This is a genomic window from Arthrobacter sp. 9AX (assembly GCF_902506095.1).
Taxonomy (GTDB): domain Bacteria; phylum Actinomycetota; class Actinomycetes; order Actinomycetales; family Micrococcaceae; genus Arthrobacter.
Genome location: NZ_LR733293.1, coordinates 2,578,315 through 2,605,284 on the forward strand (window position 1 = coordinate 2,578,315; position 26,970 = coordinate 2,605,284).

Sequence of the window (26,970 nt, forward strand, 5' to 3'; positions counted from 1 at the left end):
CCCTTCCGGCACCCACGCCGCCACACCGCCGTCGAACGCCAAACCCGCTGCCCACCGGCGGCCCGGCTTCCGCCGCGAGCAGCTCAGCGGCTGGGGCATGATCGCCCCGGCAGCGGTGCTCCTGCTGGCCTTTATCTTCATCCCGGCTATCCTGGGCTTCGGCCTGGCCTTCACCAATGCGCGGCTCATCTCGCCGCGGCCGGTGGAATTCGTGGGTGTGGACAACTTCGCCCGTCTGTTCACGGACCCCACGTTCTACCGGGCGCTGCTCAACGTCGCCTACTTCACCGTGGTGATCGTCCCCGTGCAGTCCGGCCTGGCCCTGGTCATGGCTCTGCTGATCAACAAGAAGTTCCGCGGCGTGAACTTCTTCCGCACTGTGTACTTCCTGCCCGTGGTCACCTCCATGGTGGTGGTCTCCCTGCTGTGGCTGTTTATGTACCGCAAGGACGGCTTGATCAACGAGATCCTCGCCGCCGTCAGCTTCGGCCTGATTGACGGCCCGGACTGGCTGGGCGACCCCAACACGGCCATGCCGGCCATCATCATCCTGTCCATCTGGCAGGCGGCCGGTTTCCACATGATCATCTGGCTCGCCGGGCTGCAGGGCATCTCGGGCGAGCTGTACGAGGCGTCCCAGCTGGACGGCACCAGCCGCTGGCAGCAGTTCCGCTACGTCACCTGGCCGGGCCTGTTCCACACCCGCAGCCTGGTGCTGGTCACCATCACCATCCAGGCCCTTGGCCTGTTCGACCAGATCAGCGTGATGACCCAGGGCGGGCCCATGGACTCCACCACCACCATCATTTACGAGGCCGTCCAGTCCGGCTACCGGCAGCAGGAGACCTCCTACGCCTCCGCCATCTCACTGGTGTTCTTCGTCCTCGTCCTGATTGTCTCCGCGGTGCAGCGCTACCTCACCCGGGAGAAAGACTGACATGAAAAACCAACTGCTCCTCCGAAGCGCCGGCGCCATGCTGGTGCGCATCCTCTTCGCCGTCGTGGCCGCCTTCCCCATTGTTTTTATGCTGGTCTCATCGCTGAAGCCGGACCAGCAGATCTTCGGCGACATGTCCTCCCTGGCCGCATTCCTGCCCATCGGCAACATCTCGTTCGACAACTACGCGGCCGTCTTTGACCGTGTCCCCGCCGCACGGTTCCTGCTCAACTCGGTGGGCGTCTCCGCCGTCACGGTGATCCTGGGCATCTTCGTCAACAGCCTCTGCGCCTTCGCCCTGTCCCGCATGCAGGTGCGGGGCAAGAAGATCGTGTTCACGGCCATCCTGGCCACCCTGATCGTGCCTTTCCAGACCCTGGCGCTGCCGCTGGTGTGGTGGGTCAACCAGCTCCCCTACTTCGAGCTGAACGGCTTTAGCCTTGAGTTCTCCAAGGGCTGGCTGGACACCTACCAGGTGCAGATCATCCCCTTCATCGCCAACGCCTTCTCCGTCTACCTGTTCCACCAGTACTTCGAGTCCATTCCCAAGGAACTGGACGAGGCCGCCCGCATCGACGGCGCCGGCTGGTTCAAGATCTACCGCCAGGTGGTGATGCCGCTGTCCGGACCCGCGACGGCAACGGTGGCTATCCTGACCTTCCTGCCGGCCTGGAACTCCTACTTGTGGCCGCTGATGGTGGTCCAGTCCGAGGAACTGCGGCCCGTAATGATCGGCATCCAGTACTTCTTCCAGCTGAACGTTTCCTGGGGTGAAGTGATGGCTTACGCTTCCCTCATCACCGTTCCGGTGGTGGTGCTGTTCATCGCCTTCCAGCGCTCGTTCGTCAACAGCATCGCCTCCAGCGGCGTGAAGGGCTGACCATGAATTCACTGACGACGGCGCTTCCCACGGTGGCCGCCACCGACCGCTACCGGCCTGAGTTCCACTACACTGCAGAGCGCAACTGGCTCAATGATCCCAACGGCCTGGTGTACCTCAACGGCACCTACCACCTCTTCTACCAGCACAACCCGTTCGGCCCGGACTGGGGCAACATGTCCTGGGGCCATGCCACTTCCCGGGACCTGCTCCACTGGGAGGAGCAGCCGGTGGCCATCCCTTGCGACGGGCACGAGGCCATCTTCTCCGGCTCGGCGGTGTTCGATGAGCACAACACCACCGGTTTCGGCACGCTTGCGAATCCCCCACTGGTAGCCATCTACACCAGCGCGTACAGCGAGGCCGCCCCGTTGGCCGGCCGGCAGGCGCAGTCCCTGGCGTACAGCCTGGATGAGGGCCGGACGTGGACCAAGTATCACGGCAATCCCGTCCTGGACCGTGCGTCCACGGACTTCCGCGACCCCAAGGTTTTCTGGTACGACGGCGACGCGGGCAGTTACTGGGTAATGGTCGCCGTAGAGGCGGTGCAGCGCCAGGTGGTGCTCTACAAGTCCGTCGACCTTAAAGCGTGGGAGCAGCTGAGCACCTTCGGCCCTGCCAATGCCACCGGCGGCGTCTGGGAATGCCCGGACTTGTTCGAGCTTCCTGTGGACGGAACCGGTGACTCGAAATGGGTCCTGATCGTGAACATCAACCCGGGCGGCATCGCCGGCGGCTCAGCGGGGCAGTACTTCGTGGGAGCGTTCGACGGCGTGGCGTTCCGTTCGGAGACGACCGTTACCGAGGGCCTCCAACAGGATGACAGCCGGATGCGGGACTACCGGTGGCTCGACTGGGGGCGCGACTACTACGCAGCTGTCTCGTTCGGCAATGTGCCGGACGGCCGGCGGATCATGATCGGCTGGATGAACAACTGGGACTACGCGCGCCAGACGCCTACCGGGGGCTGGCGGAGTGCGATGTCGTTGCCCCGGGAGGTTTCGCTGACCCGGGTGGACGGCGCAGTGGTGCTGCGGCAGGAGGCCATCGATCCGTTGGCCGGCCTGGACGCGGAGGCCTTCCGGCTTGACGCGAAGCCCATGGCATCCGGACTTATGGAACTCCCGACGCCGGCGTCCGTGGCCCGGCTCGATGTTGAGTTCCGGCCGGGTACGGCTGCCGGCGTTGGGCTGGTTCTCCGCGCCGGCGATGACCAGCGCACGCTCATCCGCTACGACACCGCCGACGGGATGCTGCGGCTGGACCGGCGGGAATCCGGGCATGTGGACTTCCACGAAGCCTTTTCGTCCGTGGAATCGGTGGCCGTGCCGTTGCAGGAGGGCCGTCTTCGGCTGCGGATCTACCTGGACCGGTGCTCGGTGGAGGTCTTCGCCCAGGACGGGCTCGCCACGATCACGGACCTGGTGTTCCCCGCAGAGGCTGGCACGGCTCTGGCGATCTTCGCCGAAGGTGAGGGCGCGCACCTCGTGGCGCTCGACGTCGTCGGGCGCTGATCCGGAAGCATTCCGGCGCCGTACATGTTGTGAATCATGTCAGGTAACTGGCTGTGAAAGGGGTTGACCTGCCATGATCCGCATCGCCATTGTGCTGGGCAGCACCCGGCCGTCACGACTGGGCAAGGCTGTAGCTGACTGGGTGTACTCGCGGGCGCGGGAGCGCACTGACGCAAGGTTCGATTTCCTCGACGTTGCCGACTTTGATCTGCCGCTGCTCGATGAGCCGGTTCCGCCGTCCCGGGGCCAATATCATCATGAACACACCAGGAACTGGGCCCGGGCGGTGGAGCAGTTCGACGGGTACATTTTTGTGACCGGCGAGTACAACCATTCCATCCCGGCTGCACTGAAGAATGCGCTGGATTACCTGTACAAGGAGTGGAACAACAAAGCTGCCGCTTTTGTCAGCTACGGCAGCGCCGGAGGCATCCGGGCGGTGGAACAGCTGCGGGCCGTCGCTGGCGAGCTGCAGCTGGCCGATGTACGGGCCCAGGCGGCGCTGCCCTTCGCCGCCGAGTTTGAAAACTACCGGACCTTCAAGCCCTCCGAAGGGGCGGAGAAGGTCCTGCCGGTATTGTTCGACCAGGTGGTTGCCTGGGCCGGCGCCCTGAAAGTACTTCGCCCCGAACTCGACCAGTCCGGCGACGAAGACCCCGGAGCGCGGCCGAACTTGAGCGCCTGACACTCGTTCGGTGCCTGTTCCAGGCGAGGCAGTGAAGTCCTCCCCGTGATGCCGACGGGGAGGACCTGCTACCGGGCGGGGAGGAACCGGCTACCGGGCGGGGAGGAACCGGCTACCGGGCGGGGACAGCTTCCGGTTCCAGGATGTTGCCGGCGNGGCTGGACCTCCCCCACCGGCAGGCACTACAAAAGCGAACACCAGGACTGGGAACCACCCCACTGGCCCCACCACGTCCTTACCCCGCCCCTGGGAGTGACCGGCGGCCCACCGGACTTCATCTACACCAGGCTCTCGCCAGGAGAAGACGGACTCGAGAGGTTCCTGCACGCCCACGGCTGAACACGGCCACACCCGGTTTCGGCACACTCAACCACCGGAGTTGCAGTCCCCAGCTCGGGTTCGGACAGGCTCAACCACCGGTTCCATGACAGCGTCGGGTTCGGACAGCTCAGCCATCCCTCCGCCGCGGCTCGGTGGCGGTTCTGTTCGTTTATGGGCAGGACCCCCCGGAGATGCGTGTCAGCGTCACCTTCCGGTGAGGGATTGCACGATGGCTGCCGCCATGTTGCCCGCGTTGGCCAACATCAGCAGTCCGGTAACCGGAACGCTAAGCGCCCAAGCTGCCCGCCGCCGTCGGGCCTGCTCCACCAGCAGCCGGAGCTCACTGAAACTGTGTTGCAGGGCCTCCGGATCGCCCGCTGGGCTCGGCTTTCGGTGCCACGTGCTTGCAAGAACGGCGGCAGCGGCGATCCGACCCATCTCTGACGGTCCCAGCTCGCGCCTTCGACGCCCGAGCCACTGAAGGAGCTGCCTGTCCCTGACTACCACAACCTGCTCAGGTTGGGACCTGATCGTCAGGCTCTTGGGATCCACCACCACAACCACGGGGGTGACGTCGACGGCGGTGCCCACGGCGGCGCCGAGGAGCTTCGACGCCCGCGACGCCTCGAAGGCGGCGTTGTAAAGATGGCGTGTCTTCTTGCCTGCCACCATGAGTGTCCGGCCGGCTACCCAGACGGGTTGGCCCGAGTGGTTCTTCGTGTTGACAGTGAAGACCCCGGCCGGGCCCACGAGCACATGGTCGATGTCCGTAGAACCTTTCCCTACCGGAATGGCGTGCAGCACCAACCACTCCGGGCCCAGCTGCTCAAGGATCCGCCCGACCGCAATCTCGCCGAGAGCTCCTTTGTACCAAGGCTGGCTCTCAGGACTGAGAGGACTGGAGCCGAACAGTCGCTGGAGCCAGGTACGGGGGCGCGCAAGGCTTTGGACCGCGATCAGTTCCTCCATAACGGCCTGGCCGGGCACCCGCCCGCCCAGGAGCATAGGAGTGCGTTCGAAGGTCATGGCCGGCCGCTCAAAAGTCGCATGTTCCAGAGCTTAGGGCGCGAGACCTGAGGCTGACGGCGACTGACAGGGCACCGCCCGAATCTTGCCGGAATCCTTGCTCAACGTGGCGCACTTCTTGCGGAAGGGGACCCACAGGTGGCGGCCAGCCTCGGATGGCTTCCACTGGGGGAACGCCGCTCAGGCAGTTCCGGTCCGGGCAACCGGCGAACGGGACAGTGCGAGTGCCCATCCACCGGCCACGCCGATGGCAAGCAGTACGGTCACGAAGCCGATCGCAGGTGCGCTCGGCCAAGTGAGGGCACTGCCATACCGCAGCAGGGCAAGCGCCTGCAGAATGACGAAAGCGACTGAGGTCAGGGCAACGGGGCGGACGGTGCGGAGGTCGCGGCCCGACTGGCCCTGCGCGGCCACCCACCCAAGACCGATCAGCCACGCACCAATCGCCCTCGCTGTAAGCTCGGACAGCTGCCACGGCCACCAGGTCGCGGCCTGAACGGGTGCCGCAAGGAGCGCTATGCCATATAGCAGCAGCACTCCGGCGATGCCCGTCAGGAGCATCCGGAGCGCAAGGGGCAGCACTGGCCGGCCCACTGTCACGGGCCTTGGGCCTGGACGCAGGGACCGGAGCTGCATCCAGCTGATCACCACCATCGCCACGGGCACGACGGCATAGATTGCCAACCATGCCCATGTGGCTACCTGGGCGAGAACGGCATTGCCCGGCCACAGGTGGAAGCGATCGAGATGAAGCAGCGTGACTCCGAGGGTCAGGGTTGTGAAAACGAACACCGGCCACACGGCCAGCCTCGCTGATTCCCAGCCCGCCGAGCGGGCGCCCGTCACCTCGAGGCCGGCGGCCGACCAATAGGCTGCACCGAGGAAAACGGCAGTCATGGGCGGATTGACTGTCCAGGCGAACCAGTCCGCAGTCCGGAGCGGGAACACAAACAGCACCAGCCCGGCAAGGAACACCAGGAAGGCAGCGACGTAGAGCAGCCACCGCATCGGCGCAATCAACGGTGTGAGCTCAGTCGGGGCGGACATCACCTGGCCGCTCCTTAGGCGGGGCTGCCTCACCACGGCCGGCGGGGTGACCGGCAGGCCCCCGGGTCTCGGCCAGGCAGGCATGAAGCATCGAAACCACGGTGGCGCCGTCCCCCACAGCTGTCGCCACTCTCTTGATCGAACCGGCCCGCACGTCGCCGATTGCGAATATGCCGGGCATGCTGGTTTCCAGTGCCAGTGGCGGTCTCCCAGTCCCGGCTGGGCCGGCGTCAGCGACATCCTGGCCGACGCCCGTGCGCAGAAAACCGGCCTGGTCACGCTGTACGGTTTCGGGCAGCCAGGAGGTCCGGGGCACCGAACCAATCAGCACGAACAAGCCGCCCGCTTCGATCTCTTCGCCCGGGGCTGCGTCCGCGGCTACCGACGACGCGACCTTGACCGCGGCAAGGAATCCGTCCTGGTCGCGGGCCCCCACGATCCTGGTGTTGTAGCGGATCGCAACGTTCCGGGTGGCCTCAAGTTGGGAGATCAGGTACTCCGACATACTGGCTGACAGAGTGGGTCCGCGCACCAGCAGTGTCACCTTCCTCGCGTACTTCGCGAGGTGCAGAACTGCCTGCCCTGCCGAGTTGCCGCCACCCACCACACAGACGTGTTTTCCAGTCATTGAGGGCGCCTCGGAGACTGTGGCCCCGTAGAAGACGCCCCTGCCCACCAGATCTTCCAACTGAGGTATGCCGAGGCGACGGTAATCCACCCCGGTGGCGACAACCACTGTGCGGCACCGCACCGCACTGCCATCGGAAATCGACACTGCGTACAGTTCTCCATCCAGCCCGAGCCCGTCCACCTTCCGCAGGAACAGGAAGTCCGTGCCCAAAGTCCAGGCCTGGTGAAATGACCGGTAGGCCAGGTGGGCGCCGCTCACGCCGCGGGAGAAGCCCGGGTAGTTGCGGATCAAGGAGCTGGTGCCGGCCTGTCCTCCCACAGCTTCTCCCTCCACCACCATGGTGGAGAGGCCCTCGGAGGAGGAATACACGGCGGCCGCGAGACCGGAGGGGCCGGCCCCCACCACCACCACATCGAAGATTTTGTCCGCCGGCGGGGGACGCGTCACTCCCATCGCTTCGGCGATCTCCAGGTCACTGGGGTTCTCAAGGACAATGGGGGGAGCCGTGAACTCCAGCACCATGACCGGCAGCACTGGATTGCGCAGGCCCAGGCTCTCCAAGGTGCGTTCGGCCATCTCGGACCCGACCGGGTGGAAGCCCACCGGAATGTGGTTCCGGTTGAGGGAGTCGCGCAACATATGCGTTCTCTCGTCGCCTACCTCCCCGATCAGCCGGACCGCCTCGAACCCGACACCCTGGGCCAGGTGCCAGTCATCGAGGGCGTCGGCGATCGCCCCGTGGAACTCTTCGTCACGCGATCGTTCGGGTCGTATGATCACCAATTCCGCATACCCTTGGGCAATGGCGCGGAATACAGTAGGGGCGCTGGCGAAGTCGCCCCATGTCACCACAACGGCACGCTTGGCGGCCGGGTGGAAGCCATAAGCACGCCGCAGGAAATCGAGTCCTCCCCGATCAGCCGGTCCGTAGCACCCGAGGATGAGGGCGACCTGGCGGTCCCAGCGCCGGAGCCCCTCAAGCACCGCCCGCCCGTGGGCGTGGCCGGCGCAGGTCAGCACCTCGTAGTCGGCACCGTAGCGTCGACGTAACTCATCTCCAAGAATTCGCCGGGAGGTCGGGTCTGGGGTGGCAATCAGCATGACCGGAACCGAGTGATCCATGGCCGCCGTCTTTCCGGTTCAAGGGTTCGGTGGCGCCCACGATACTCGCGCCGGGACATTGGGGACAAGGGGTCGCGTGGACTCCGAAAGGTAGTTCGGTCCGGGCTGAATCGTACCCCTATGGAGGACAGCCCTGCGTCGGGAATCAGCCTCACCGCAACACCCAGTGGACTCACCGCAACACCCGGTGGAACAGGGTGCCTGGAATGCCTGGGAGGTGATGGCCCGGGATGGTGGCTGCACCTTCGCCGCCGCCCGCAATGTCCCTGGGGGTAAGCACGGCCATCGAGCGGGTAGATAGGCTGGGTGCATGGCGACAGTTATTCTCGTGCGGCACGGCCGCACCACAGCCAACGCGGCCGGCCTGCTGGCGGGTCGGGCGGCCGGCGTCAGTCTGGACCAGGTAGGGCGCGAGCAGGCAGCTTTTACAGGAAACCGACTCGCAGTGGTGCCCCTGGCTGGAGTCGTATCGAGCCCCCTCGAGCGTTGCCAGCAAACTGCCCGGCTCATCCTCGACCGCCAGGCGGGCAATCCTCAAGCGCCCACCGATCCTGACCTCACTGAGTGCGACTACGGGCAGTGGCAAGGCCGCATGCTCAGTGATCTCGCGGCCGAAGACCTGTGGGCAGCTGTGCAGTCGCAGCCGTCCACCGTCGTTTTTCCCGGTGGTGAATCCATGGCGGCGATGCAGGCTCGGTCGGTAGCAGCCATTCGACGCCACGATGCAGCCTTTGAGGCCGAGTACGGGGCGGGGGCGGTGTGGGTGGCGGTGAGTCACGGTGACATCATCAAAGCCATCCTCGCCGACGCGCTCGGTATGCACCTCGACCTGTTCCAGCGCATCAACGTGGGCCCTGCCTCCGTTTCGATCGTGCACTATGGTGCTGTTCGTCCGAGCGTCTACGCGACGAACTCCGACGCGGGGGATTTATCGTGGCTATCGAACGGCATCAACTCCGGCGATGCACCGGTGGGCGGCGGCGCAGGGCAATCGGCGCGCTAGCCTCATGTGCCTAAAATACTGACATGCCCACACTTGTTCACGAGTTTTCCTGGCCTGACCGGGTCGTCATCGGCACCATCGGCGCGCCTGGGGCACGAACGTTCTACCTGCAGGTACGCACAGGCAGGCAAATGGTCAGCATCGCCCTGGAAAAGCAGCAGTCGGCCCAGCTCGCTGAGAAGATTGACGAAATCCTCGATCAGCTCATCACCCTCGAGGGCAATCCCTTCAGCATTCCTGCAGGTACGCCCGTTGAACTTGTCGACAATGACCAGCTGGAGGGGGTCGAGGAGCAGTTCCGGACCGGTGCCATGACCTTGGGTTGGGACCCGACGACGGCGCAGGTGGTGATAGAGGCATACCCGATCACCGATGTCGATACTGATGACAACGGCGATTCACTCGATGAGAACGACGTTGAGGCGCCCGAAATGTTGCTGGTGCGGATGCCGGTTGGCACTGCCCGCGCGTTCGCCAAGCGGACCCGGGAAGTGGTGGGCGCCGGGCGTCCCGCCTGCCCCCTGTGCGGTTATCCCGTGGATGCCGACGGGCACGTCTGCACCCTGCCCGAGGTCTGATGCCGGCACCCGACCTCCTGACTGGCGAACTGACGCTCACCGGGCGCATCACGACGGCGTCAAACGCCACTTTTGTAGGCAGCATCGGCGACACCACGGTCGTTTATAAGCCGATAGCCGGAGAGAAACCGCTGTGGGATTTTCCCGACGGCTTCCTTGCCCACCGGGAGGTCGCCGCCTACCTGGTTTCCGAGGTCCTCGGCTGGAACGTGGTGCCACGCACCTGGCTCCGCGATGGTCCCTTGGGCAAAGGAATGGTCCAACTGTGGCAGGAGACTGACCCCGACCAGAACGCGGTGGATCTCGTTGCGGCGGACGACGTACCGGACAGCGGGTGGAAACAAGTCCTCGAGGGTCAGGACGAGAAGGGGCGGATGGTCGCCCTCATACACGAGGACACGCCGGAACTCAGACGCATGGCGGTGTTCGACGTCGTCGTCAACAACGCTGACCGCAAAGGCGATCACATCCTTGCCATGTCAGGCGGACACCGGCACGGCGTGGACCATGGGCTCACCTTTCACCGCGACCACAAGCTGCGCACCGTGCTGTGGGGGTGGCTGGGAGACACACTGACCGACCAGGAAAGCGACGGCATCGATCGTGTCATCGACGGACTGCACGGTGAGCTGGGCCGAAACCTGGCGAACCTGCTCAGCGCCGAAGAAATCGTTTCACTCGCCGCGCGCTGCGCACGGTTGCGTTTGGCAGGGCGGTTCCCGGCTCCAAGCGGTGAGATGCCCTCGGTGCCCTGGCCGCTGTTCTAGAAAAGGACGGCGTACGGCATCACCTTTGGTGCAGCAGTCGGCCAAGCACGTGTTGCGGCCCCAAGTGCGGCGAGACGCCGCGAAGGGGTCATCGCCAAGGGATGTACGATGTAGCCCCGCCTGCACGTCGCGACGTTACATAACGGAGGCAGAAATGAAGACGCCACTTTTAGAGGGCAAGGCTGCCATCGTTACGGGCGGCGGACGCGGACTCGGGCAGGCGATGACTCTCGGTTTGGCGCGCGCCGGCGCCAGCGTCGTCGTCTCGGCCGCGCGAGAGGCGGAAGAGATCCGCAAGGTCGCAGATAAGATCAACGTGATGCTCGGCACTCGCCGCGTGCTGGCGCTGCAAGCGGACGTGACCCGGGAGGCCGACTGCCGACGCTTGGTCGACGAAGCACTCGCTGCCTTCGGCGGGCTTCACATCCTGGTCAACAACGCCGGACGCGGCATGAAGTACGTGAGCCCAACCTTCCTGACCGAACCTACGCGGTTCTGGGAAGTCGATAGCGACACTTGGCGGACTATCGTCGACACCAACGTCAACGGTCCGTTCCTCATGGCCAAGGCAGCCGTGCCTCACATGCTGCGCCAGCGCTGGGGCCGCATTATCAATATCACGATGAACCACGACACAATGCGGCGCGCCGGCTTTTCGCCATACGGCCCAACCAAGGCCGCGCTCGAATCCGAAACTATGATCTGGGCACAGGACCTCGCCGGATCGGGAGTCACAGTCAACGGCCTGCTGCCCGGCGGCGCGACGGACACAGGCATGATCCCCGACGGCGTATCGGAGGCTGTGCGCCGTCAATTACTGCGGCCCGAAGTGATGATCGAGCCGCTGCTATGGCTCGCGTCGGAGGACTCTGCGGACATAACGGGCACCCGTCTGGATGCGGCGCGCTGGGACAACACCCTTACGCCGGAACGGGCAGCCGCAGGTGCGCTCGAGGATGCTGGCTGGGCCAACCAGTCTCCGGAATGGAGTTCCCGAAGGCGCCGCTAGATCACTTCGAGCGCCCGCTTGCGGGTGGGCGGAGGATGGGCGCGATCCAGGTCAGCCAGGTCGCGGGGCGTGAGCCGAACGTCGAGGGCATGATGGCATTCCCGGACATGCTGCGGACTTGAGGTTTTCGGAATCGCCAGGACGAGCGGCTGCCTGAGCACCCAGGCGAGGGCGATCTGTGCGGGGCTGACACCGTGTTCAGTTGCGATGCGGACCAGCACGGGATCGTCCAGCATTCTGCCCTGTTCCAGGGGCGAGTACGCCATCACCGGGATGCCCCGCCCGGTGCACCCGGGCAGCAGATCGAACTCAATGCCCCGGCGGGTCAGGTTGTACACCACCTGGTCTGTTGCGACCTTCTGTCCGCCGGGCAGGCGCAAAAGCTCTTCCATGTCCGCCACGTCGAGGTTGCTGACGCCCCAGTGCCGGATCTTCCCGGCGCGTTGCAGGGATTCAAAGGCTTCGAGCGTTTCGGCCAACGGAACAGTGCCCCGCCAATGCAGCAGATACAGGTCGATACTGTCCGTCCCCAAGCGCCGCAGACTGCCCTCGCAAGCGGCGACGGTTCCGCGCAGCGTGGCGTGATGCGGCAGGACCTTGGTGACCAGGAACGCCTCGTTGCGGCGCCCTGCCAGCGCCCTGCCAACGAGTTCCTCGGCGGCGCCGTTGCCATACATCTCGGCGGTATCCACCACGGACATCCCAAGGTCTAGGGCCATCTGGATCGCCGCCGTCTCCCGGGCGGCGCTGCCAGGGTCCTCACCCATTCCCCACGTTCCGATCCCGAGCACCGGAACAGCTTCACCGGACGGAAGAAGTATCTCGCGCATCGTAACTCCCGTCAGAAAATGCCCGTTCCAGTAGTGGGACGCATGCCCGCCGGTTGATACTGCCGGATGGTCGGGTGGTGCTGCTGGCTGCACGGACAGTGCCCCTACCCGGCAGCAACGTGTTTGTTCAATGTACTCCCCCGGATCAGGACGTGATAGGTGCCCAAAGTCCGGGATCGGCGCCGTGCGGCTTCTGCGTCCCGGTGATTCCCGGATGCTCCACGTGCCCGCTTTCCCCGAATGGGTTAGGCCACCGTCGCCAGGGCTGCAGCGATGGGCTGGCTGCCGTCACGGAACCCGACAGTCCGGCCGACCGCGGCGGGCAGCTCCAGCACGGCCGCAGCGACGAGGGCAACGTTGGCGCGGCTGGTTTCGGCAGCCTGCCAGGTCTCATTGACGTGGACGTCTATCAGCCCGCTGCCCGGCTTGTCCGTGAGCGCGCCTGGGCCAAGGATGGTCCAGTCAAGGCTGGTGCCGCGAAGGTAGGAGTCAGCGGCCGCCTTGGCCTCCGCGTAGTGGAAGAAGGGGTTGTCCTGCGGCACTCCGTGGTCCGGTCCGGCTCCAAGATAGGACACCATGACGTAGCGGCCGACGCGGGACTGGGCAGCGGCGTCCATGGAGCGGATCGCGGCGTCACGGTCCACGGCGTAGGTCCTCGCGGGGTTTCCGCCGCCGGCACCGGCTGACCATACGACGGCGTCGTGACCGGAGAGCGCCTCGGCGATTTTCGCCGTCGTCGCGTTCTCCACGTCCAGGACAACGGGGGTTGCGCCGGTGGCCTCGACGTCGGACGTATGTTCCGGGTTGCGGAAGATGGCAGTGACCTCCTGCCCGTCCGCAGTCAGGACCTTGGAGAGTTCCCTGGCCACTTTTCCGTGGCCGCCGATGATTGCGATTCGCATCGATAGACCCATCCTGTCCTTGGTCCCGGCGTCGCGGCACCCCTTGCGCTACCAGATCCGGCGGCGTCCGAACTACGGGAAGTCCTAGTAGTCCGGGATCGCCCCGCTGGAGATGTTGACCGTGGCATTTGTTACGGCCGCCGCCTTGTCAGAGGCTATGAAGCATGCCGCGCTCCCGACATCCTCCAGGGTGGTGGTGCGGTTCAGGAGCGAGGCCTTCTTGATTCCCTCCTCGATCTCCGCGCGGCCTTCTGCCTGCCACGGAATGGTCTCGATGATTCCGCCGGTCACCATGGTGACCACGCGCACGCCGTGCGGGCCCAACTCGATCGCCCACTGCCGGCGCAGTCCCTCCAACGCGTCCAGGGCAACCTTGAACCCGCCCAGCCCGGGGAGCGTCTGCGGTCCGGAACCGCCGAACATCAGTACGACGCCGGAGCCTTGCTTGATCATATGGGTCGCCGCCGCGCGGGTGGTGAGGAAGTGGGTGCGCGTGGCTACAGTGATGGGAAAGGTGAAGTCATCAACATCTATCTCCATCAGCGGCTGCTGGATGTCGCCATAGGAGATCAAGTTGAAGGAGACATCGATCGACTCGCTTTTCCTCGCCACCCGGTCCACAAAGGCGTCCACCTGCTCTTCATTGAGGGCATCGACGACGGCGGTCTCGGCCCTGCCGCCCGCCTTCTCGATGTCCCGGGCTACTTTCTGCAGTGTCGACTCGGTGCGCCCTGCGAGGTGGAGCATTGCCCCTTCGGCGGCGAATGCCTTCGCCACGGCTCCGCCGATCGCCCCGCCCCCGCCGTAGATCATGGCGGTCTTGCCCTCAAGCAATCCGTGGGCCGGATTCCCGTTGTTCGCCATGGTCGCTGTCTCCTGCCGCGGAGCCGTGAATTCCCTCCACTATCTGCTTGCAGGGGGCCTGTGGCAACAGCTGATTTATAAGTGGGACTTTCGCGCCGATGACGGTCTGGCCCAACTTTGTTCAGGCACTGCAGCCTGCGCGTTTTCCGCGGGTGGGACGATGCGGTCGGCGGTGAGACAGCCAACCACCCCGACCGGACGGCTTTTCCCACACGGCGTGGAACTCGCAGCGCTTGAAGTGCCGGCTGCGGTCGGCTCTCAGGTCACCCTTTCGACCTGCAGAAAGAGTTCATAGTCCGGTATCCCCGCCACTTCGAACAGGAGGTCGCCCGTGTTCCCTCCGAACAGGAACCGTTCAACGTAGGAATCTCCCGGATTTTTGAGCAGCTTTCCGAGCCTGGACTGCTGGAGAAGGAATGTTTTGGCTCCCATGACCTCGTCCTCGACGGCGCCGACGACAGCTAATCCCACGACGCTCGCCACCTGGGCGGCCCAGTCCGTAAGCTGCGGCAGGTGTCCAATGGCGGACAACTCCTGTTCGGTCTTTTTCCGGGTCGCTTCCGCATTGCCTTGATCCTCCTCCCAGAGTTGGATGCTGAGGGCGATAGGACCCGGGGCACCGTCGATGTCCCCTTGTTTCGGCCAAACCACACTGTTTGGCGGAAACAGCCGGGTCCCGCCAGGGGACACTTCGGCGAAGACTCCCGACCGCGTGGTCTTGGTCTGTTGCGCGCCGGGGTCAAGAGCCGTGAAAATCCAGTACGGGTCGTCGGTCCCGCCCCAATCGGGCCCGGTGTCGGCGACACAAGTGAACTTCAGGGCACGCACAATGTAGTTGCTCACGGTAGGATTCCTTCCGCCGGTAGCCCACGATCCGCCGGTGCGCCGTCGTAGTCAATACCAAAACAGCTCCATGCAAACCCTCATCAAAGAGGCCATCCAAGTGCAACATTGCCGGCGTGCGCATTAGCCCTGCCTCTCTCCGGCGATCCTGAAAGTTGCCCGGTTGCGGCCGGGTCATATCTGAGCTGCCGGGCATACGCTGAAGGGGTTGGGGCTTACGAAAGGCTGAACCAATGAGTGGCAGCAGTGATGACAGCTTCAACGGCTTTATAGTTCCGAACCCGTCAAAGTTCAGCGAGGACCTCCCGGGCGACATCGGCGCTGAAGCGAACGAGATCCGCTTCAGCGAAGAGGAAGCCCTGATCGAGGAACAAGCCCACGGCGTCTTTCCGGATACTTACAGCGTCCCCGGAATGCCTAATATGTCCGTGGCGATCGGGAATATCGACCTGCCCCCGGAGGACCTCGGCGCAACACCAGACAGCGACGCCAGCGACGACCCCCTGCACGGCGGCGCCGAGCAGTAGCTCCCCCACCGCAGCCCATCCCCAGGACCGGGCCAGGCCCGGTATGGCCGCGCGCCCTGGGAGGGCGCTCGGTGGCGGCACGTCAGGTGAGCGTCATGGGGTGCCGGGAATCCACGGCGTCGGTGCTGCGGCGCCCGTCTTGGGCGAAGAGCCCGGCCAGAAGGCGATCGGATTCCGTCTGTGCCATGACGTCGAAGGCTCCGCCGGTGATCAGCAACTCGTCAGCTCCGGAGGCCGCGAGCAGGTGCCGGACTTGGGTCCGCACCTCGGAGGCTGTGCCGTAGATCGATGTGGACAGGCTCCTTTCGACCGCTTCCTTTTCCCGGAGAGTCAGTCCGGCCCACTCGGCCGGCCCCACGGGCGCCAAGGCAGCGAATTCGCCGGTGGTCCTGGAGCGGGCCAACGCCACCGCTTCGGGCAGAAGCAGTTCCCTCGCCGCCTGGCGGGTGGCCGCCACCGCTACGTTGGCGGAAACCAGGATAGAGGGCCGCTCAAACCATCGTGATGGACGGAACTGTGAGCGATACCTTTCCAGCGCCGGGAGGGTGCCGTTCTGATCCGTCCTGAACACGGCTGGCCCGCCCAACACCACAGCCAGGCCGGCACGGGCTGCAATATCGATTCCCGCACCGGTGGCCAGCACGAATACCGGCGTAGCCGAATCGTTCTGCGGCCGGGCAGTGATGGACGCGGCGCCGGACAGGTAGGCAAGCAGTTGGGCCAGCTCCTCTTCAAACCGGTCCGCGTCCTGTTTCCCGGCACGCAGCGCATCCCGGATCGCCGGGGTGAAACCGACAGACCGGCCAACGCCCAAGTCGATCCGCCCGGGATGCAGAGCCTCCAGCGTGGCCGCCTGTTCGGCCACCACGAGTGGTTGGTGGTTGGGAAGCATAATGCCCCCTGAACCAACCCTGATGGAGTGCGTCCGGGCCGCAACGGCCGCCATCAGCACGGCCGGAACGGAACCGGCGATGCCTGGCACTGCGTGATGCTCCGCGACCCAAAAGCGATGGTAACCCCATTCCTCGGCCCGCTCAGCCCGCTCCAGCACCCGGTTCAGGGCGTCCGCAGCAGGAAACCCGTCCCGGGCGTTGGCACGGTCGAGAATGGAAATCCGGGGAAGGGGAAGGGCCATACTGCTGGAACCACTCCGGGCGGGGAAGAATTCCGCTTCGGAACGCGGGTGCGAAAGTCCGGGTCCGCCGACAAGCGGAGTTCTCAGCCTGCCCACAAGATGTCGAGCACCGCTGGGAACCTAGTCACGGCGTCTTTAGCCATGAAGTGGTCGCCCAGTCGTCGCGGCCCGACGTCGCTAGTTGTGAGGGTCACGTTGTGAGGGTCACGGCGCCGCTGGGTACTGTTCGGCAGCAAGCACCGGGCGTTGCGGAGCAGGAGCGGACCGGACCATTTCGCCGCAGCGGGCGGAGAATGGAGAGGAGGAACTCTTCTTCCAACGCCCCCTTCCCAGCGAGGACGGTAGCCATGAAGACTGGCAAGGTACGCGGATCGCTCCTATTGGTGACGGTCCTGCTCGGGGTGGGCGCCTGCGCCGGCGGTGGTGGATCCCCTCCCAAGCCGGAAGGAACGGTAGGCCCCCCGGTCGTGACCACCCCCGCGCCCAACAGCATGGCTATCAAGGACTTCGACTATGGGGCACCGGTCACGGTGTCCCCGCGTGCCGTGGTCACGGTGACCAATCTGGATTCCGCAAGGCATACCGTGACGGCCGATCCCGGCGGAACGTTCGATGTGGACGTCGCGGGCAATGGCGGGACGGCCACGTTCACGGCCCCGGCAACGCCTGGCAACTACCCCTTCCACTGCACCTATCACCCAAGGATGAAAGGGTCGCTGACAGTTAAGTGAGCGCGCTACGACAAGGGTGGCTAAGTCCAGGCTCGTCATGCGGCGGGCCAGGGCCTCACTTGAGCGTCAGAATCGCTCGCGCGACGACCTGCGCCTCCAGATTGGATCGCACCTCCGTGACCGCTTCCCGGATCGCCTGTTCGGCGCTGGGTCCGTCACTAGCGCCGGCCAGCCAGCGGACGTATCCTGCCAGGTCCTCAGCCTCGTTGTCGGTTATCTCTATCTTCACTTCATCGTTCCTCTCCGCGTCGGGATTGGGGAACCAATGCTAGCGCGCGGCTTTGGCTGCTCCCAGAGCTTTCTACGGACCCGATCGGGACGACTTCCGTCCCTTTACCGGAAGGCCACCTCCGCCGAGAGCGGCCTGAATCAGGCGGGCAGCTGTCGCCGGACGGGCGCTGAAGGGGCGATCCCCGGCTCTGGAATTCGAGGGCCTGGCATGCGAGCCTAGTCCCATGGACAAAGCAGCCTTGGAAGAGGCCGTGCGCCTGGCCGTGGACACGGAACGCATGGCCGCGGCAGACTACCGCCGGGAAATCGCCGAGCTCGATGCCACCGGGGTGGACCAGCTCACACCCAAGGGCAGGGTCTGGGTCGTCGCGTATGACGACCTCAAGGCCGCCCAGGACGCATATGAGTATGACGTCGGTCCGGACGAATGACCCGGAGGTGTGGCCCGGCGGTTCTCGGACTGAATAACTTTTGGAGACGGGAACAGCCGAGATCATCGAATCCAATCACTGACACAACACCATCTGGGGCGCCTGCACCTGCCCCGCCACCAGGGCAAAGGCGAGAACCATCTCGGCCTCTCCCTCATGAAGCTGCGCGCTGAGATCGCAGCGTCTCGGCCCTAACACTCCACCTGCCACCGCAACAGCAAGAAAGCCCCGACCGGGTCACCTGATCGGGGCTTTTTTGTCTCAACACGCTAAAGTCCACGGTACTTGGCCATTTCCCAACTTAGATGGCCACGTTTCACGGTAGTTGGCCAACTGTGATTTGCGGAGCTGGCTGAGATCTTGGAGTAAGCGGCTCGGAATGTGGGCAATCTCATGCACAACTGAGTCGTGAGTACGTTTTCAAAAGTCACGCAAACTTTGCCAAAGTCGCGACTAGACGTTCACGTCACAGGCGATAAAGAAGAAGAACTAGAAGTCCCAGTCCTCATCCTCGGTGTTGACGGCCTTGCCGATCACGTAGGACGAACCCGAGCCCGAGAAGAAGTCGTGGTTCTCGTCAGCGTTCGGTGACAGGGCCGAAAGGATCGCCGGGTTCACGTCGGTGACGGACGCCGGGAACATCGCCTCGTAGCCCAGGTTCATCAGGGCCTTGTTGGCGTTGTAGTGCAGGAACTTCTTGACGTCCTCGGCCAGGCCAACACCGTCGTAGAGATCGTGCGTGTACTGGACTTCGTTCTCGTACAGCTCGAACAGCAGCTCGAACGTGTAGTCCTTGATCTCCTGGCGACGCTCCTCGGACACCGTTTCCAGGGCACGCTGGAACTTGTAGCCGATGTAGTAGCCGTGCACGGCCTCGTCGCGGATGATCAGGCGGATCAGGTCAGCCGTGTTCGTCAGCTTGGCCCGTGAAGACCAGTACATGGGCAGGTAGAAGCCCGAGTAGAACAGGAAGCTCTCCAGCAGCGTGGACGCCACTTTGCGCTTCAGGGGATCGTCACCCTGGTAGTAGTCCATCACGATCTGGGCCTTCTTCTGAAGGTTCTCGTTCTCGGTGGACCAGCGGAACGCCTCGTCGATCTCCTTGGTGGAGGCCAGCGTGGAGAAGATGGAGGAGTAGCTCTTGGCGTGCACCGACTCCATAAAGGCGATGTTCGTGTAGACGGCTTCCTCGTGCGGCGTGAGCGCATCCGGTATCAGCGATACGGCGCCCACGGTGCCCTGGATGGTGTCCAGCAGGGTCAGGCCAGTGAAGACGCGCATGGTGAGCTGCTGCTCCGCCGGCGTCAGTGTGTTCCACGACTGGACGTCGTTGGACAGCGGCACCTTTTCGGGCAGCCAGAAGTTATTGACGAGTCGGTTCCAGACGTCGACGTCTTTGTCGTCCTGGATGCGGTTCCAGTTGATCGCCTCAACATGGCTCAGAAGTTTGAGCTTATCGGTCAATTTGCGTCCTCCACCTTATGGCTGTTCACGGGAGCAGGCCTCCGTGCATGTTCAATTCTAGATGGTTGTGTGGGTGCCCTCGTCCTCGGCACCCACACAACTAGGGCCGAGCCTAGACCCGCTGGTTTATGGTGCCACCGGGGTTCCGCTTGGCCGCCGCGTCAGTTACGAACTGCCCGTTTCCCGCCGAACGGTTAACAACCCGGGTGTTTGAAGTTCCAGCCCCCACGAATTCGGTTGTCGTCGAGGCTGGACGCCGCCGTGCAGTCGCGGGCGAGACAAACTCACCAGTACGGGCATCTCTTGAGATCTTCTGAGGCACTTGGGCCCCTTTCTGCCGAATGCTCGGCTGTTGATTCATAGCTGGCATTTTTGTCAGCTATCGAATCTCGCTCTGGGGTTGGACGTGGATCCAACATCCCTGATACATTCGACACTCCAGAGATCGTATTTTTGGAATGTCTCGTAAGCGAGATTCTTGAGGAGTCATGTTGACGCATGACTCCTCAGTCTTTTAAGTCTGAATCTTTGAACTGGGCCTATACGACGGTGGGCGGCTGCCCGCCGTCGTACTGTCACGGTCTGGTTGAAGCTACAGCATGCAGCTGACGCAGCCCTCCACCTCGGTCCCTTCCAGCGCGAGCTGGCGGAGGCGGATGTAGTAGATGGTCTTGATGCCCTTCTTCCAGGCGTAGATCTGGGCCTTGTTGATGTCGCGCGTGGTGGCGGTGTCCTTGAAGAACAGCGTCAGGGACAGGCCCTGGTCCACGTGCTGGGTGGCGGCGGCGTAGGTGTCGATGACCTTCTCGTAGCCGATCTCGTACGCGTCCTGGTAGTACTCCAGGTTGTCGTTGGTGAGGTACGGCGCCGGGTAGTACACGCGGCCCAGCTTGCCTTCCTTGCGGATCTCGATCTTGGACGCCACCGGGTGGATGGATGAGGTGGAGTTGTTGATGTAGGAGATCGAGCCGGTGGGCGGGACAGCCTGCAGGTTCTGGTTGTAGATGCCGTGCTCCATGACGGACGCCTTCAGCGCCAGCCAGTCAGCCTGCGTGGGGATGTGCACGTTCTTGAACAGCTCGCGGACCTTGTCGGTCTGCGGCACCCACTCCTGCTCCGTGTACTTGTCGAAGAACTCGCCGGAGGCGTACTTGGACTTCTCGAAGCCGCCGAAGGTCCGGCCGGTCTCGATGGCCAGCAGGTTCGAGGCGCGGACGGCGTGGTACACCACCGAGTAGAAGTAGATGTTGGTGAAGTCCAGGCCCTCTTCGGACCCGTAGTGGACCCGCTCACGTGCCAGGTAGCCGTGCAGGTTCATCTGGCCCAGGCCGATGGCGTGGCTCTGGTCGTTGCCCTTGGCGATGGACGGCACCGAGGTGATGTTGGACATGTCGGACACGGCCGAGAGCGAGCGGATGGCCGTCTCGATGGTCAGGCCGAAGTCCGGGCTGTCCATGGTCTTGGCGATGTTCAGCGAGCCCAGGTTGCAGGAGATGTCCTTGCCGGTGTCCGCGTAGGACAGGTCATCGTGGTACGTGGTGGGCTGGGAAACCTGGAGGATTTCCGAGCACAGGTTGGACATGATGATCTTGCCGTCGATCGGGTTCTCCCGGTTAACGGTGTCCTCGAACATGATGTACGGGTAGCCGGATTCGAACTGGATCTCGGCGAGCGTCTGGAAGAACTCGCGGGCCTTGATCTTGGTCTTCTTGATCCGGGAATCGTCCACCATCTCGTAGTACTTCTCGGTGACGGAGACGTCGGAGAACGGCATGCCGTAGACGCGCTCAACGTCGTACGGCGAGAACAGGTACATGTCCTCGTCCTTCTTGGCCAGCTCAAACGTGATGTCCGGGATGACAACGCCAAGTGAGAGGGTCTTAATGCGGATCTTCTCGTCCGCATTCTCGCGCTTGGTGTCCAGGAAGCGGTAGATGTCCGGGTGGTGCGCGTGCAGGTACACGGCACCGGCACCCTGGCGGGCACCGAGCTGGTTGGCGTAGGAGAAGCTGTCTTCGAGGAGCTTCATCACGGGGATAACGCCGGAGGACTGGTTCTCGATCTGCTTGATCGGGGCGCCGACTTCGCGGATGTTGGTCAGCGCGAACGCCACGCCGCCGCCGCGCTTGGACAGCTGCAGGGCGGAGTTGATGGAGCGGCCGATCGACTCCATGTTGTCTTCGATACGCAGCAGGAAGCAGGAAACCAGCTCGCCGCGCTGCTTCTTGCCCGCGTTCAGGAACGTGGGGGTGGCCGGCTGGAAGCGGCCCTCGATGATTTCGTCCACCATCTGCAGGGCGAGCTGCTCGTTGCCGCGGGCCAGGTGCAGGGCAACCATGCACACGCGGTCCTCGTAGCGCTCCAGGAAACGCTTGCCGTCAAACGTCTTCAGGGTGTACGAGGTGTAGAACTTGAACGCGCCCAGGAAGGTCTCGAACCGGAACTTCTTCTTGTAGGCGCGGTTGAACAGGTCACGGATAAAGTTCATCGTGTACTGGTCGAGGGTTTCGCGCTCGTAGTAGTCGTTCTTGACCAGGTATTCGAGCTTCTCTTCCAGGTCATGGAAGAACACGGTGTTGTTGTTCACGTGCTGCAGGAAGTACTGGTGGGCAGCCTCGCGGTCCGCCTCGAACTGGATCTCGCCGCTGGGACCATAGAGGTTCAGCATGGCGTTCAGCTCGTGGTAGCCCAGGCCCTTGTAGGCAGCGGGCATCTCGGGCTTCTGGGCCCTGGTTACTTCTGTGTCTGCGACAGTCGTGTCCAAAACGTATCCAATCCTTGGTTGACCCGGGTGACGTCTTCCGGCGTTCCCATAAGTTCGAATCTATAGAGGTGGGGTATCCCGCATTTGGCGGCGATGATGTCCCCCGCCATGCAGTAGTTGTCCCCGAAGTTTGTGTTGCCGGCCCCGATGACTCCGCGGATCAGCTGCCTGTTCTGCGGGTTGTTCAGGAACCGGATGACCTGCTTTGGAACCGACCCCTCTCCCCCGGTGCCGCCATACGTTGGCACCACCAGCACAAACGGGCGGGTGGCAAGGAGGGGTGCATCCTTGGGGAGCAGCGGAATCCGGGCCGCCTCACAGCCAAGCTTCGACACGAAGCGGCTGGTGTTCTCGGACGCCGAGGAAAAGTAGATGAGCTGGCTGCCGGTAACAACCGCGGGAACCGGTTCCGCAGCTTCCACGCGCTGAGCCGCGTGGAATGGCTGCGTTCCGTGGGTTCGCTGCGCCTTGTACGATTTCTGTGCTGCTGGTGCTGCCATGGGAGTCACCTCAGCTAATTGACGGTTGCCGGCAGGAAAAGGGTGCGGCCCCTTAGGCCACGGAGGAAACGGCGGAGAGCGCCAGTTCCTCGATCTTGTCGGGACGGAACCCTGACCAGTGGTCCTGGTCCGTGACCACAACGGGGGCCTGCATGTAACCCAGTGCCTTCAGGCGCTCGAGGGCCTCGGCATCCTGGGAGATGTCAACGCTCTGGTAGGCGATGCCCTTCTTGTCGAGGGCCCGGTAGGTGGCGTTGCACTGAACACAAGCAGGCTTGGTGTAAACCGTTACGGTCATGGTTCCTGTCCCCTTTTCTGGAAAACTTGCTCGTCCGGTGTTCCCGCCCAAGCTGTATGTAGATACTACATCTAGTGCAGGCGGCGCTTTGGAACCCCAAGATGATGTATTACAAGTATGTCATTTAATGCACTTTTAATCCACAGGGAGGTGCCGTCAAAATGTCCGTAATTCCGCAGTTTTTAAGGACGGAATCCACACCCTGTGGAGTACTTAGCCACATTTAACGCCCAGCGTGTCGTGGAAAAGACGGCGTGTCGCGCCTGCTGCCCGAAAGGCCGGGGGCACCAAAAAGGGGCTCCGAAGTGACCTTCGGAACCCCTTGAAGTGATCAAACGCACGACGACGGCGCGCGCCGGCAGTGCCGTACCGCCCGAAGGCCGCGGGCTGCTAGAGCTGGACCTCCCGGCGGTCCAGCACGATCTGCTGCACGTCCAGGTAGCCCGACTGGAATCCGGCGCGCGAGTAGCAAAGGTAGAAAAGCCACATCCGCTGGAACACCGCGTCGAAACCCAGTTCTGCCACCTCGGGTGCACGCTCCAGGAACCGCTCTTCCCACAGCCGCAGGGTGGCCGCGTAGTGGTCCCCCATGCCCATCCGCTCGCGCACACGCAAGGTGGTGTGCTGCTGCGTCACGCCCTCGATGGCCCGGACGGACGGCAGGAACCCGCCGGGGAAGATGTATTTGTGGACCCAGGTGTAGGCGTTCCGGGTGGCGAGCATCCGGCCGTGCGGCATGGTGATCGCCTGGATGGCAACCTTCCCGCCCGGCGCCAGGACCCGGTCGATGGTTTGGAAGTAGATGGGCCAGTACTCGTACCCCACGGCCTCGACCATCTCCACGGACACCACGGCATCGTACTCGCCTTCCACCGCCCGGTAGTCCTGCAGCGCCACGGTCACCCGGTCCGCGAAGCCGGCGGCAGCAATCCGCTCCTGCGCAAGTGCCTGCTGCTCGCTGGAGAGCGTGACGCTGTAGACGGTGGCACCGCGGGCCGCTGCGCGGAGAGCCAGCTCACCCCAGCCCGTGCCGATTTCCAGTAGCCGCGTGCCGGCTCCGACACCGGCTTTGTCCAGCAACCTGTCAATTTTTGCCTGCTGCGCTTCCGCCAGGGCATCCCACCCCACGGAAGTCAGTGGCCCCGCCCCAGGCCCAAACAGAGCTGAGGAGTAGCTCATGGTGGAGTCGAGGAAATTGGAAAACAGATCGTTGGACAAGTCGTAGTGCCGGGAGATGTTGCTGCGCGTGTTCTGCTCGGCGTTGCGTTCCTGCCGCGGGGTGCGCGGCAGGTACAGGCTGCGTAGCTTCTGCAGCGGCGCGGGAATCAGCGTGTCCACCGATGAGGCGAAGACCTCCAGGACGCCCGCCAGGTCGGTGGCCTCCCAGTCCCCGGCCATAAAGGACTCGCCCAGTCCGATCAGCCCGTTGTCCCCGATGCGGGTTTCGAATGCCTCCGGCCGGACCATCACCATCACCGGCGCATCCGGGCCGCCCGTCCCCAGCACCGAGCCGTCCGGGTATTCCACCCGCAGGGGCAGGCGTTTTACTGCCCCTTTAAAGAGGAGGCCTGCCGCCTTCCCGGCAACGGCGGCTTTGGCTCCCGACGGCGGTTGGGCCACTCCCGGCCACAGGTCCGGATCGATGATGGCGGGCGACGCCGGCACTTCCGTCCGGCCCCAGGCTGCGGCCAGGTGCATGGCGCCTTGGTCCGGCGCCGGGCGGGTGGCCTTGCCTGCAGCCTGGTCCCTGGGCTTCCCCCGAAGCGGAGGTGCAGGCGTCTCGTTGTGCTCCGTCATTGTCATTGAACTGCCTCCTGTGAGGGGTGATGTGGTCTGGCGACGACGGGCAGGCGTCTTGCCCAGAGTGTAATGCCCTGGACCCGGATGAGGGCGGATACCAGCAGCGGTGCGGCCGGGACGGCGAGCGCCGCCGCCAGGATGTTCCGGGTTGTAGCGCGCCGGCGTTTTCCGTCCATGCTGGCCACGAACGGCCGGTGGCCCTCGCGCTCCAGGACGATCGACACGGCCAGCCGGTCATCGGGCGCGGGCAGCTTCATCCGGTATTGACCGTCCACGTCGTTGAACGGTGAAACGTAAAAAGCCTTCGGAACGGAGGCTCGCCCGGCCGCGTCGGTCCGGAGCAGGTAGCAGTGGCGTTCCCCGTACGTGTTGTGGACTTCGGCGACCACGCACTCAAGCTCTCTGTTGGAGCGGTAGCACCAGAAAAGCGTCAGCGGGTTGAAGACGTACCCAAAGACTCGGGCGCTGGTCAGCATGTGGATGGGGCCGCCGTCAGGCTCTATACCTTGCGTGCGCAGGTACCGTTCCACGTTGCTGCGAAGGCTGGACTCAGGATCGCCCAGATGGTCGCCGGAGCGGAACACAGCCAGCGGCCGGAGGAGGAACGGAAGGCGCGGCAGATGGTCCACGTCCACAAACCAGCTGTAGCTGCGGTACGTGAAGGCGTTCTTCAACGGGGTGCGCCGCACATGCGAGATGGAGGTGCGGTAAATCGCTGCGCTCATGCAGGCTCCGCCGCGGAAAGAAGCTCCCGCTCCCCGCCGTCCGGGGACTCAATCGGATCAGCAGGCACGGCAACCGGCCAGGAGCGGCCCAGCAATTCCGCTGCCCGCACCCCGGACAGTGCACCGTCTTCGTGGAAACCCCAGCCAAGGTAGGCGCCGGCATAAGCGATCCGGTGGTCGCTGAGCGCGGCGATTGCCTGCTGGGCGCGAAGCGACTCCGGCGTGTACTGCGGGTGTTCGTACACCATGCGTTCCAGCACGGTGTGGTCGGCGATGAGTCCGGACTCCCCCAGGCTTACCAGGTACGGCCTGCCGTCCCCGGGGCTCAGCCGCTGCAGCCGCGTGAGGTCATAGCTGACCAGGACCCTGTCCGGCCGGGAGTCGCAGGACGGCAGGCGATAGTTCCAGGATGCTTTCGCGTTGTCGGCGGCCGGCAGGACGGCGGGGTCGCGGTGGAACACCGTGTGATTCACTGAGTACGGCATCCCGCCCAGCGCTTCCTTCTCCGCCGGCGTGGCATCGGGCAGGAACCCGAGGGCCTGCGTCGGGTGTGTGGCAATCACCACTGCCTCGAAGTCCTCCACGCCGGATTCCGTCACCAGTTCGACTCCGAGTGCGTGCCGCCGGAGTGCCGTGACGGGCGTATTGAGCCGGACATCCGCGAGGGTGGCGGCGAGCTTCTCCACGTACCGGGCCGAGCCGCCGGTGACAGTCCGCCATTGCGGGGAATCCTTGACGCCCAGCATCCCGTGGTGGCCCAGGAAGGTGAAGAGGTAGCGGGCCGGGTAGGCCAGAGCCGTGGTGGGATCGCAGGACCAGACGGCGCTGACCACCGGTGTCATGAAGTGGGATATGAAGTAGGGGCTGAAGTTCTCGCGGTCCAGGAACTCACCGAGGGTCAGTTCGGGAACCGCCACATCCGGGCTGACGGCGGCGACAGGCGCCGTCTTCAGCAGCGCCCTGGCCCTCCGGTAGAAACGCATTACTTCCAGCAGCATCAGCAGGTAGCGGCCCCGCAGCAGGCTGGACGGGCGGGCGATAATTCCGCGGCCGCCGTCGCGCGCTCCCGCGTACTCGAGGCCGCAGCCGTCGCAGCGGATGGACATGCTCATTTCAGAATCCTGGGTTTCCACTCCCAGCTCGGCAAACAGCCTCAGCAGGGTGGGGTACGTCCGTTCGTTGTGGACGATGAAGCCGGTATCCACGCCAAGCACGGAGCCGTCCGGCTGCGGCATGTCATGCGTGTGGGCGTGCCCGCCCAGCCGCGAGTCCGCTTCGAAGAGGGTGACGTCGTCCTGGCGGTTGAGGACATAGGCGGCCGTCAGGCCGGCGATGCCGCTGCCAATGACGGCCACCCGCCGTCGTCCGCCTCCGCTTGATGCTGGGTCAGGTGCCACTTCATGCT

The 26,970-nt window shown here is 64.2% G+C and carries 27 protein-coding genes; 11 read left to right on the forward strand and 16 right to left on the reverse strand.

Translation table 11 applies throughout. The features are described 5' to 3' along the window. The 4 genes from BACI348_RS11850 to BACI348_RS11865 form a co-directional block, all read left to right on the forward strand. Positions 1 to 937, forward strand: a 937-nt coding sequence (locus BACI348_RS11850) for a carbohydrate ABC transporter permease (RefSeq protein ID WP_236557540.1), incomplete at its 5' end; no start/stop codon positions are given. A gap of 1 nt (position 938) precedes the next feature. Then, on the forward strand, positions 939 to 1,817 hold the full coding sequence (locus tag BACI348_RS11855) for a carbohydrate ABC transporter permease (protein WP_159826069.1): 879 nt from the start codon (positions 939 to 941) through the stop codon (positions 1,815 to 1,817). Between the two features lie 2 nt (positions 1,818 to 1,819). Further along, the gene (locus BACI348_RS11860) at positions 1,820 to 3,331 is read left to right on the forward strand and encodes a glycoside hydrolase family 32 protein (RefSeq protein WP_159826071.1); all 1,512 of its coding nucleotides are present in this window, start codon (positions 1,820 to 1,822) and stop codon (positions 3,329 to 3,331) included. A 73-nt stretch (positions 3,332 to 3,404) separates the two neighbouring features. Beyond that, positions 3,405 to 4,016 (forward strand): NADPH-dependent FMN reductase, encoded by a 612-nt coding sequence (locus BACI348_RS11865; RefSeq protein ID WP_159826073.1) that lies wholly within the window; start codon positions 3,405 to 3,407, stop codon positions 4,014 to 4,016. Positions 4,017 to 4,541: 525 nt separating this feature from the next. Here BACI348_RS11865 and BACI348_RS11870 read toward each other — a convergent pair. The 3 genes from BACI348_RS11870 to BACI348_RS11880 all read right to left on the reverse strand — a co-directional run bounded on the left by BACI348_RS11870 (position 4,542) and on the right by BACI348_RS11880 (position 8,163). After that, positions 4,542 to 5,363 (reverse strand): nuclease-related domain-containing protein, encoded by an 822-nt coding sequence (locus BACI348_RS11870; RefSeq protein WP_236557541.1) that lies wholly within the window; start codon positions 5,361 to 5,363, stop codon positions 4,542 to 4,544. A 180-nt stretch (positions 5,364 to 5,543) separates the two neighbouring features. Further along, the gene (locus tag BACI348_RS11875) at positions 5,544 to 6,410 is read right to left on the reverse strand and encodes a hypothetical protein (protein WP_159826075.1); all 867 of its coding nucleotides are present in this window, start codon (positions 6,408 to 6,410) and stop codon (positions 5,544 to 5,546) included. Next, positions 6,394 to 8,163 carry an NAD(P)/FAD-dependent oxidoreductase gene (locus BACI348_RS11880; RefSeq protein WP_159826077.1) on the reverse strand — a complete coding sequence of 590 codons (1,770 nt, stop codon included), beginning with the start codon at positions 8,161 to 8,163 and terminating at the stop codon, positions 6,394 to 6,396. Before BACI348_RS11880 ends, BACI348_RS11875 begins: the two co-directional genes overlap by 17 nt. Positions 8,164 to 8,473: 310 nt before the next feature. Here BACI348_RS11880 and BACI348_RS11885 point away from each other — a divergent pair, with 310 nt between their 5' ends. The 4 genes from BACI348_RS11885 (at position 8,474) to BACI348_RS11900 (ending at position 11,520) form a co-directional block, all read left to right on the forward strand. Then, entirely contained in the window at positions 8,474 to 9,166 is a 693-nt protein-coding gene (locus BACI348_RS11885; protein ID WP_159826079.1) for an MSMEG_4193 family putative phosphomutase, read from the forward strand. A 23-nt stretch (positions 9,167 to 9,189) separates the two neighbouring features. Then, a complete protein-coding gene (locus BACI348_RS11890) occupies positions 9,190 to 9,744 on the forward strand; it encodes a DUF3090 domain-containing protein (protein WP_159826081.1) in 555 nt (184 codons plus the stop codon). Beyond that, positions 9,744 to 10,511, forward strand: coding sequence for an SCO1664 family protein (locus BACI348_RS11895; protein WP_159826083.1), 768 nt, complete (start codon positions 9,744 to 9,746; stop codon positions 10,509 to 10,511). Before BACI348_RS11890 ends, BACI348_RS11895 begins: the two co-directional genes overlap by 1 nt. A 154-nt stretch (positions 10,512 to 10,665) precedes the next feature. Next, positions 10,666 to 11,520: an SDR family NAD(P)-dependent oxidoreductase gene (locus BACI348_RS11900; protein ID WP_159826085.1), complete on the forward strand. Its 855-nt coding sequence runs from the start codon at positions 10,666 to 10,668 to the stop codon at positions 11,518 to 11,520. On the opposite strand, the gene BACI348_RS11905 is transcribed toward BACI348_RS11900, so the two are convergent. From BACI348_RS11905 to BACI348_RS11920, 4 genes are all read right to left on the reverse strand, one after another. Continuing rightward, on the reverse strand, positions 11,517 to 12,350 hold the full coding sequence (locus tag BACI348_RS11905; RefSeq protein ID WP_159826087.1) for an aldo/keto reductase: 834 nt from the start codon (positions 12,348 to 12,350) through the stop codon (positions 11,517 to 11,519). The two genes, BACI348_RS11900 and BACI348_RS11905, sit on opposite strands and share 4 nt — an antisense overlap. A gap of 245 nt (positions 12,351 to 12,595) precedes the next feature. Beyond that, on the reverse strand, positions 12,596 to 13,252 hold the full coding sequence (locus BACI348_RS11910; protein WP_159826089.1) for an SDR family oxidoreductase: 657 nt from the start codon (positions 13,250 to 13,252) through the stop codon (positions 12,596 to 12,598). An 84-nt stretch (positions 13,253 to 13,336) separates the two neighbouring features. After that, the gene (locus tag BACI348_RS11915) at positions 13,337 to 14,116 is read right to left on the reverse strand and encodes an SDR family NAD(P)-dependent oxidoreductase (RefSeq protein ID WP_159826091.1); all 780 of its coding nucleotides are present in this window, start codon (positions 14,114 to 14,116) and stop codon (positions 13,337 to 13,339) included. A 258-nt stretch (positions 14,117 to 14,374) separates the two neighbouring features. Next, positions 14,375 to 14,959, reverse strand: a complete 585-nt coding sequence (locus tag BACI348_RS11920; RefSeq protein ID WP_159826093.1) for a hypothetical protein — start codon at positions 14,957 to 14,959, stop codon at positions 14,375 to 14,377. Positions 14,960 to 15,192: 233 nt separating this feature from the next. Between BACI348_RS11920 and BACI348_RS11925 the strand changes: the two genes are divergently transcribed. Further along, positions 15,193 to 15,486, forward strand: a complete 294-nt coding sequence (locus tag BACI348_RS11925; RefSeq protein WP_159826095.1) for a hypothetical protein — start codon at positions 15,193 to 15,195, stop codon at positions 15,484 to 15,486. An 82-nt stretch (positions 15,487 to 15,568) separates the two neighbouring features. Here BACI348_RS11925 and BACI348_RS11930 read toward each other — a convergent pair whose 3' ends face one another. Beyond that, positions 15,569 to 16,621, reverse strand: a complete 1,053-nt coding sequence (locus BACI348_RS11930) for an MsnO8 family LLM class oxidoreductase (protein ID WP_159826097.1) — start codon at positions 16,619 to 16,621, stop codon at positions 15,569 to 15,571. A 347-nt stretch (positions 16,622 to 16,968) separates the two neighbouring features. Here BACI348_RS11930 and BACI348_RS11935 point away from each other — a divergent pair, with 347 nt between their 5' ends. Continuing rightward, positions 16,969 to 17,352 (forward strand): cupredoxin domain-containing protein, encoded by a 384-nt coding sequence (locus tag BACI348_RS11935; RefSeq protein ID WP_159826099.1) that lies wholly within the window; start codon positions 16,969 to 16,971, stop codon positions 17,350 to 17,352. Between the two features lie 55 nt (positions 17,353 to 17,407). Here the strand turns inward: BACI348_RS11935 and BACI348_RS11940 are convergent, their stop codons facing one another. Then, entirely contained in the window at positions 17,408 to 17,581 is a 174-nt protein-coding gene (locus tag BACI348_RS11940) for a hypothetical protein (RefSeq protein WP_159826101.1), read from the reverse strand. 226 nt (positions 17,582 to 17,807) lie between these two features. Here BACI348_RS11940 and BACI348_RS11945 point away from each other — a divergent pair, with 226 nt between their 5' ends. Then, positions 17,808 to 18,014: a hypothetical protein gene (locus BACI348_RS11945; RefSeq protein WP_159826103.1), complete on the forward strand. Its 207-nt coding sequence runs from the start codon at positions 17,808 to 17,810 to the stop codon at positions 18,012 to 18,014. Positions 18,015 to 18,503: 489 nt separating this feature from the next. Here the strand turns inward: BACI348_RS11945 and nrdF are convergent, their stop codons facing one another. The 7 genes from nrdF to BACI348_RS11980 all read right to left on the reverse strand — a co-directional run bounded on the left by nrdF (position 18,504) and on the right by BACI348_RS11980 (position 26,962). Then, positions 18,504 to 19,478 (reverse strand): class 1b ribonucleoside-diphosphate reductase subunit beta, encoded by a 975-nt coding sequence (gene nrdF / locus BACI348_RS11950; RefSeq protein ID WP_159826105.1) that lies wholly within the window; start codon positions 19,476 to 19,478, stop codon positions 18,504 to 18,506. 592 nt (positions 19,479 to 20,070) lie between these two features. Further along, positions 20,071 to 22,191, reverse strand: a complete 2,121-nt coding sequence (nrdE, locus tag BACI348_RS11955) for a class 1b ribonucleoside-diphosphate reductase subunit alpha (RefSeq protein ID WP_159830029.1) — start codon at positions 22,189 to 22,191, stop codon at positions 20,071 to 20,073. A gap of 20 nt (positions 22,192 to 22,211) precedes the next feature. Continuing rightward, positions 22,212 to 22,742 carry a class Ib ribonucleoside-diphosphate reductase assembly flavoprotein NrdI gene (nrdI, locus tag BACI348_RS11960; RefSeq protein WP_268892336.1) on the reverse strand — a complete coding sequence of 177 codons (531 nt, stop codon included), beginning with the start codon at positions 22,740 to 22,742 and terminating at the stop codon, positions 22,212 to 22,214. 52 nt (positions 22,743 to 22,794) lie between these two features. After that, positions 22,795 to 23,040, reverse strand: coding sequence for a glutaredoxin-like protein NrdH (nrdH, locus tag BACI348_RS11965; protein WP_050054847.1), 246 nt, complete (start codon positions 23,038 to 23,040; stop codon positions 22,795 to 22,797). 390 nt (positions 23,041 to 23,430) lie between these two features. Continuing rightward, positions 23,431 to 24,843, reverse strand: a complete 1,413-nt coding sequence (locus BACI348_RS11970) for a class I SAM-dependent methyltransferase (protein WP_201298415.1) — start codon at positions 24,841 to 24,843, stop codon at positions 23,431 to 23,433. Beyond that, entirely contained in the window at positions 24,840 to 25,565 is a 726-nt protein-coding gene (locus BACI348_RS11975; protein WP_159826107.1) for a DUF1365 domain-containing protein, read from the reverse strand. The genes BACI348_RS11970 and BACI348_RS11975 overlap by 4 nt, the downstream gene beginning before the upstream one ends. Next, positions 25,562 to 26,962 carry an NAD(P)/FAD-dependent oxidoreductase gene (locus BACI348_RS11980; RefSeq protein WP_159826109.1) on the reverse strand — a complete coding sequence of 467 codons (1,401 nt, stop codon included), beginning with the start codon at positions 26,960 to 26,962 and terminating at the stop codon, positions 25,562 to 25,564. The genes BACI348_RS11975 and BACI348_RS11980 overlap by 4 nt, the downstream gene beginning before the upstream one ends. Positions 26,963 to 26,970 lie beyond the last annotated feature (8 nt).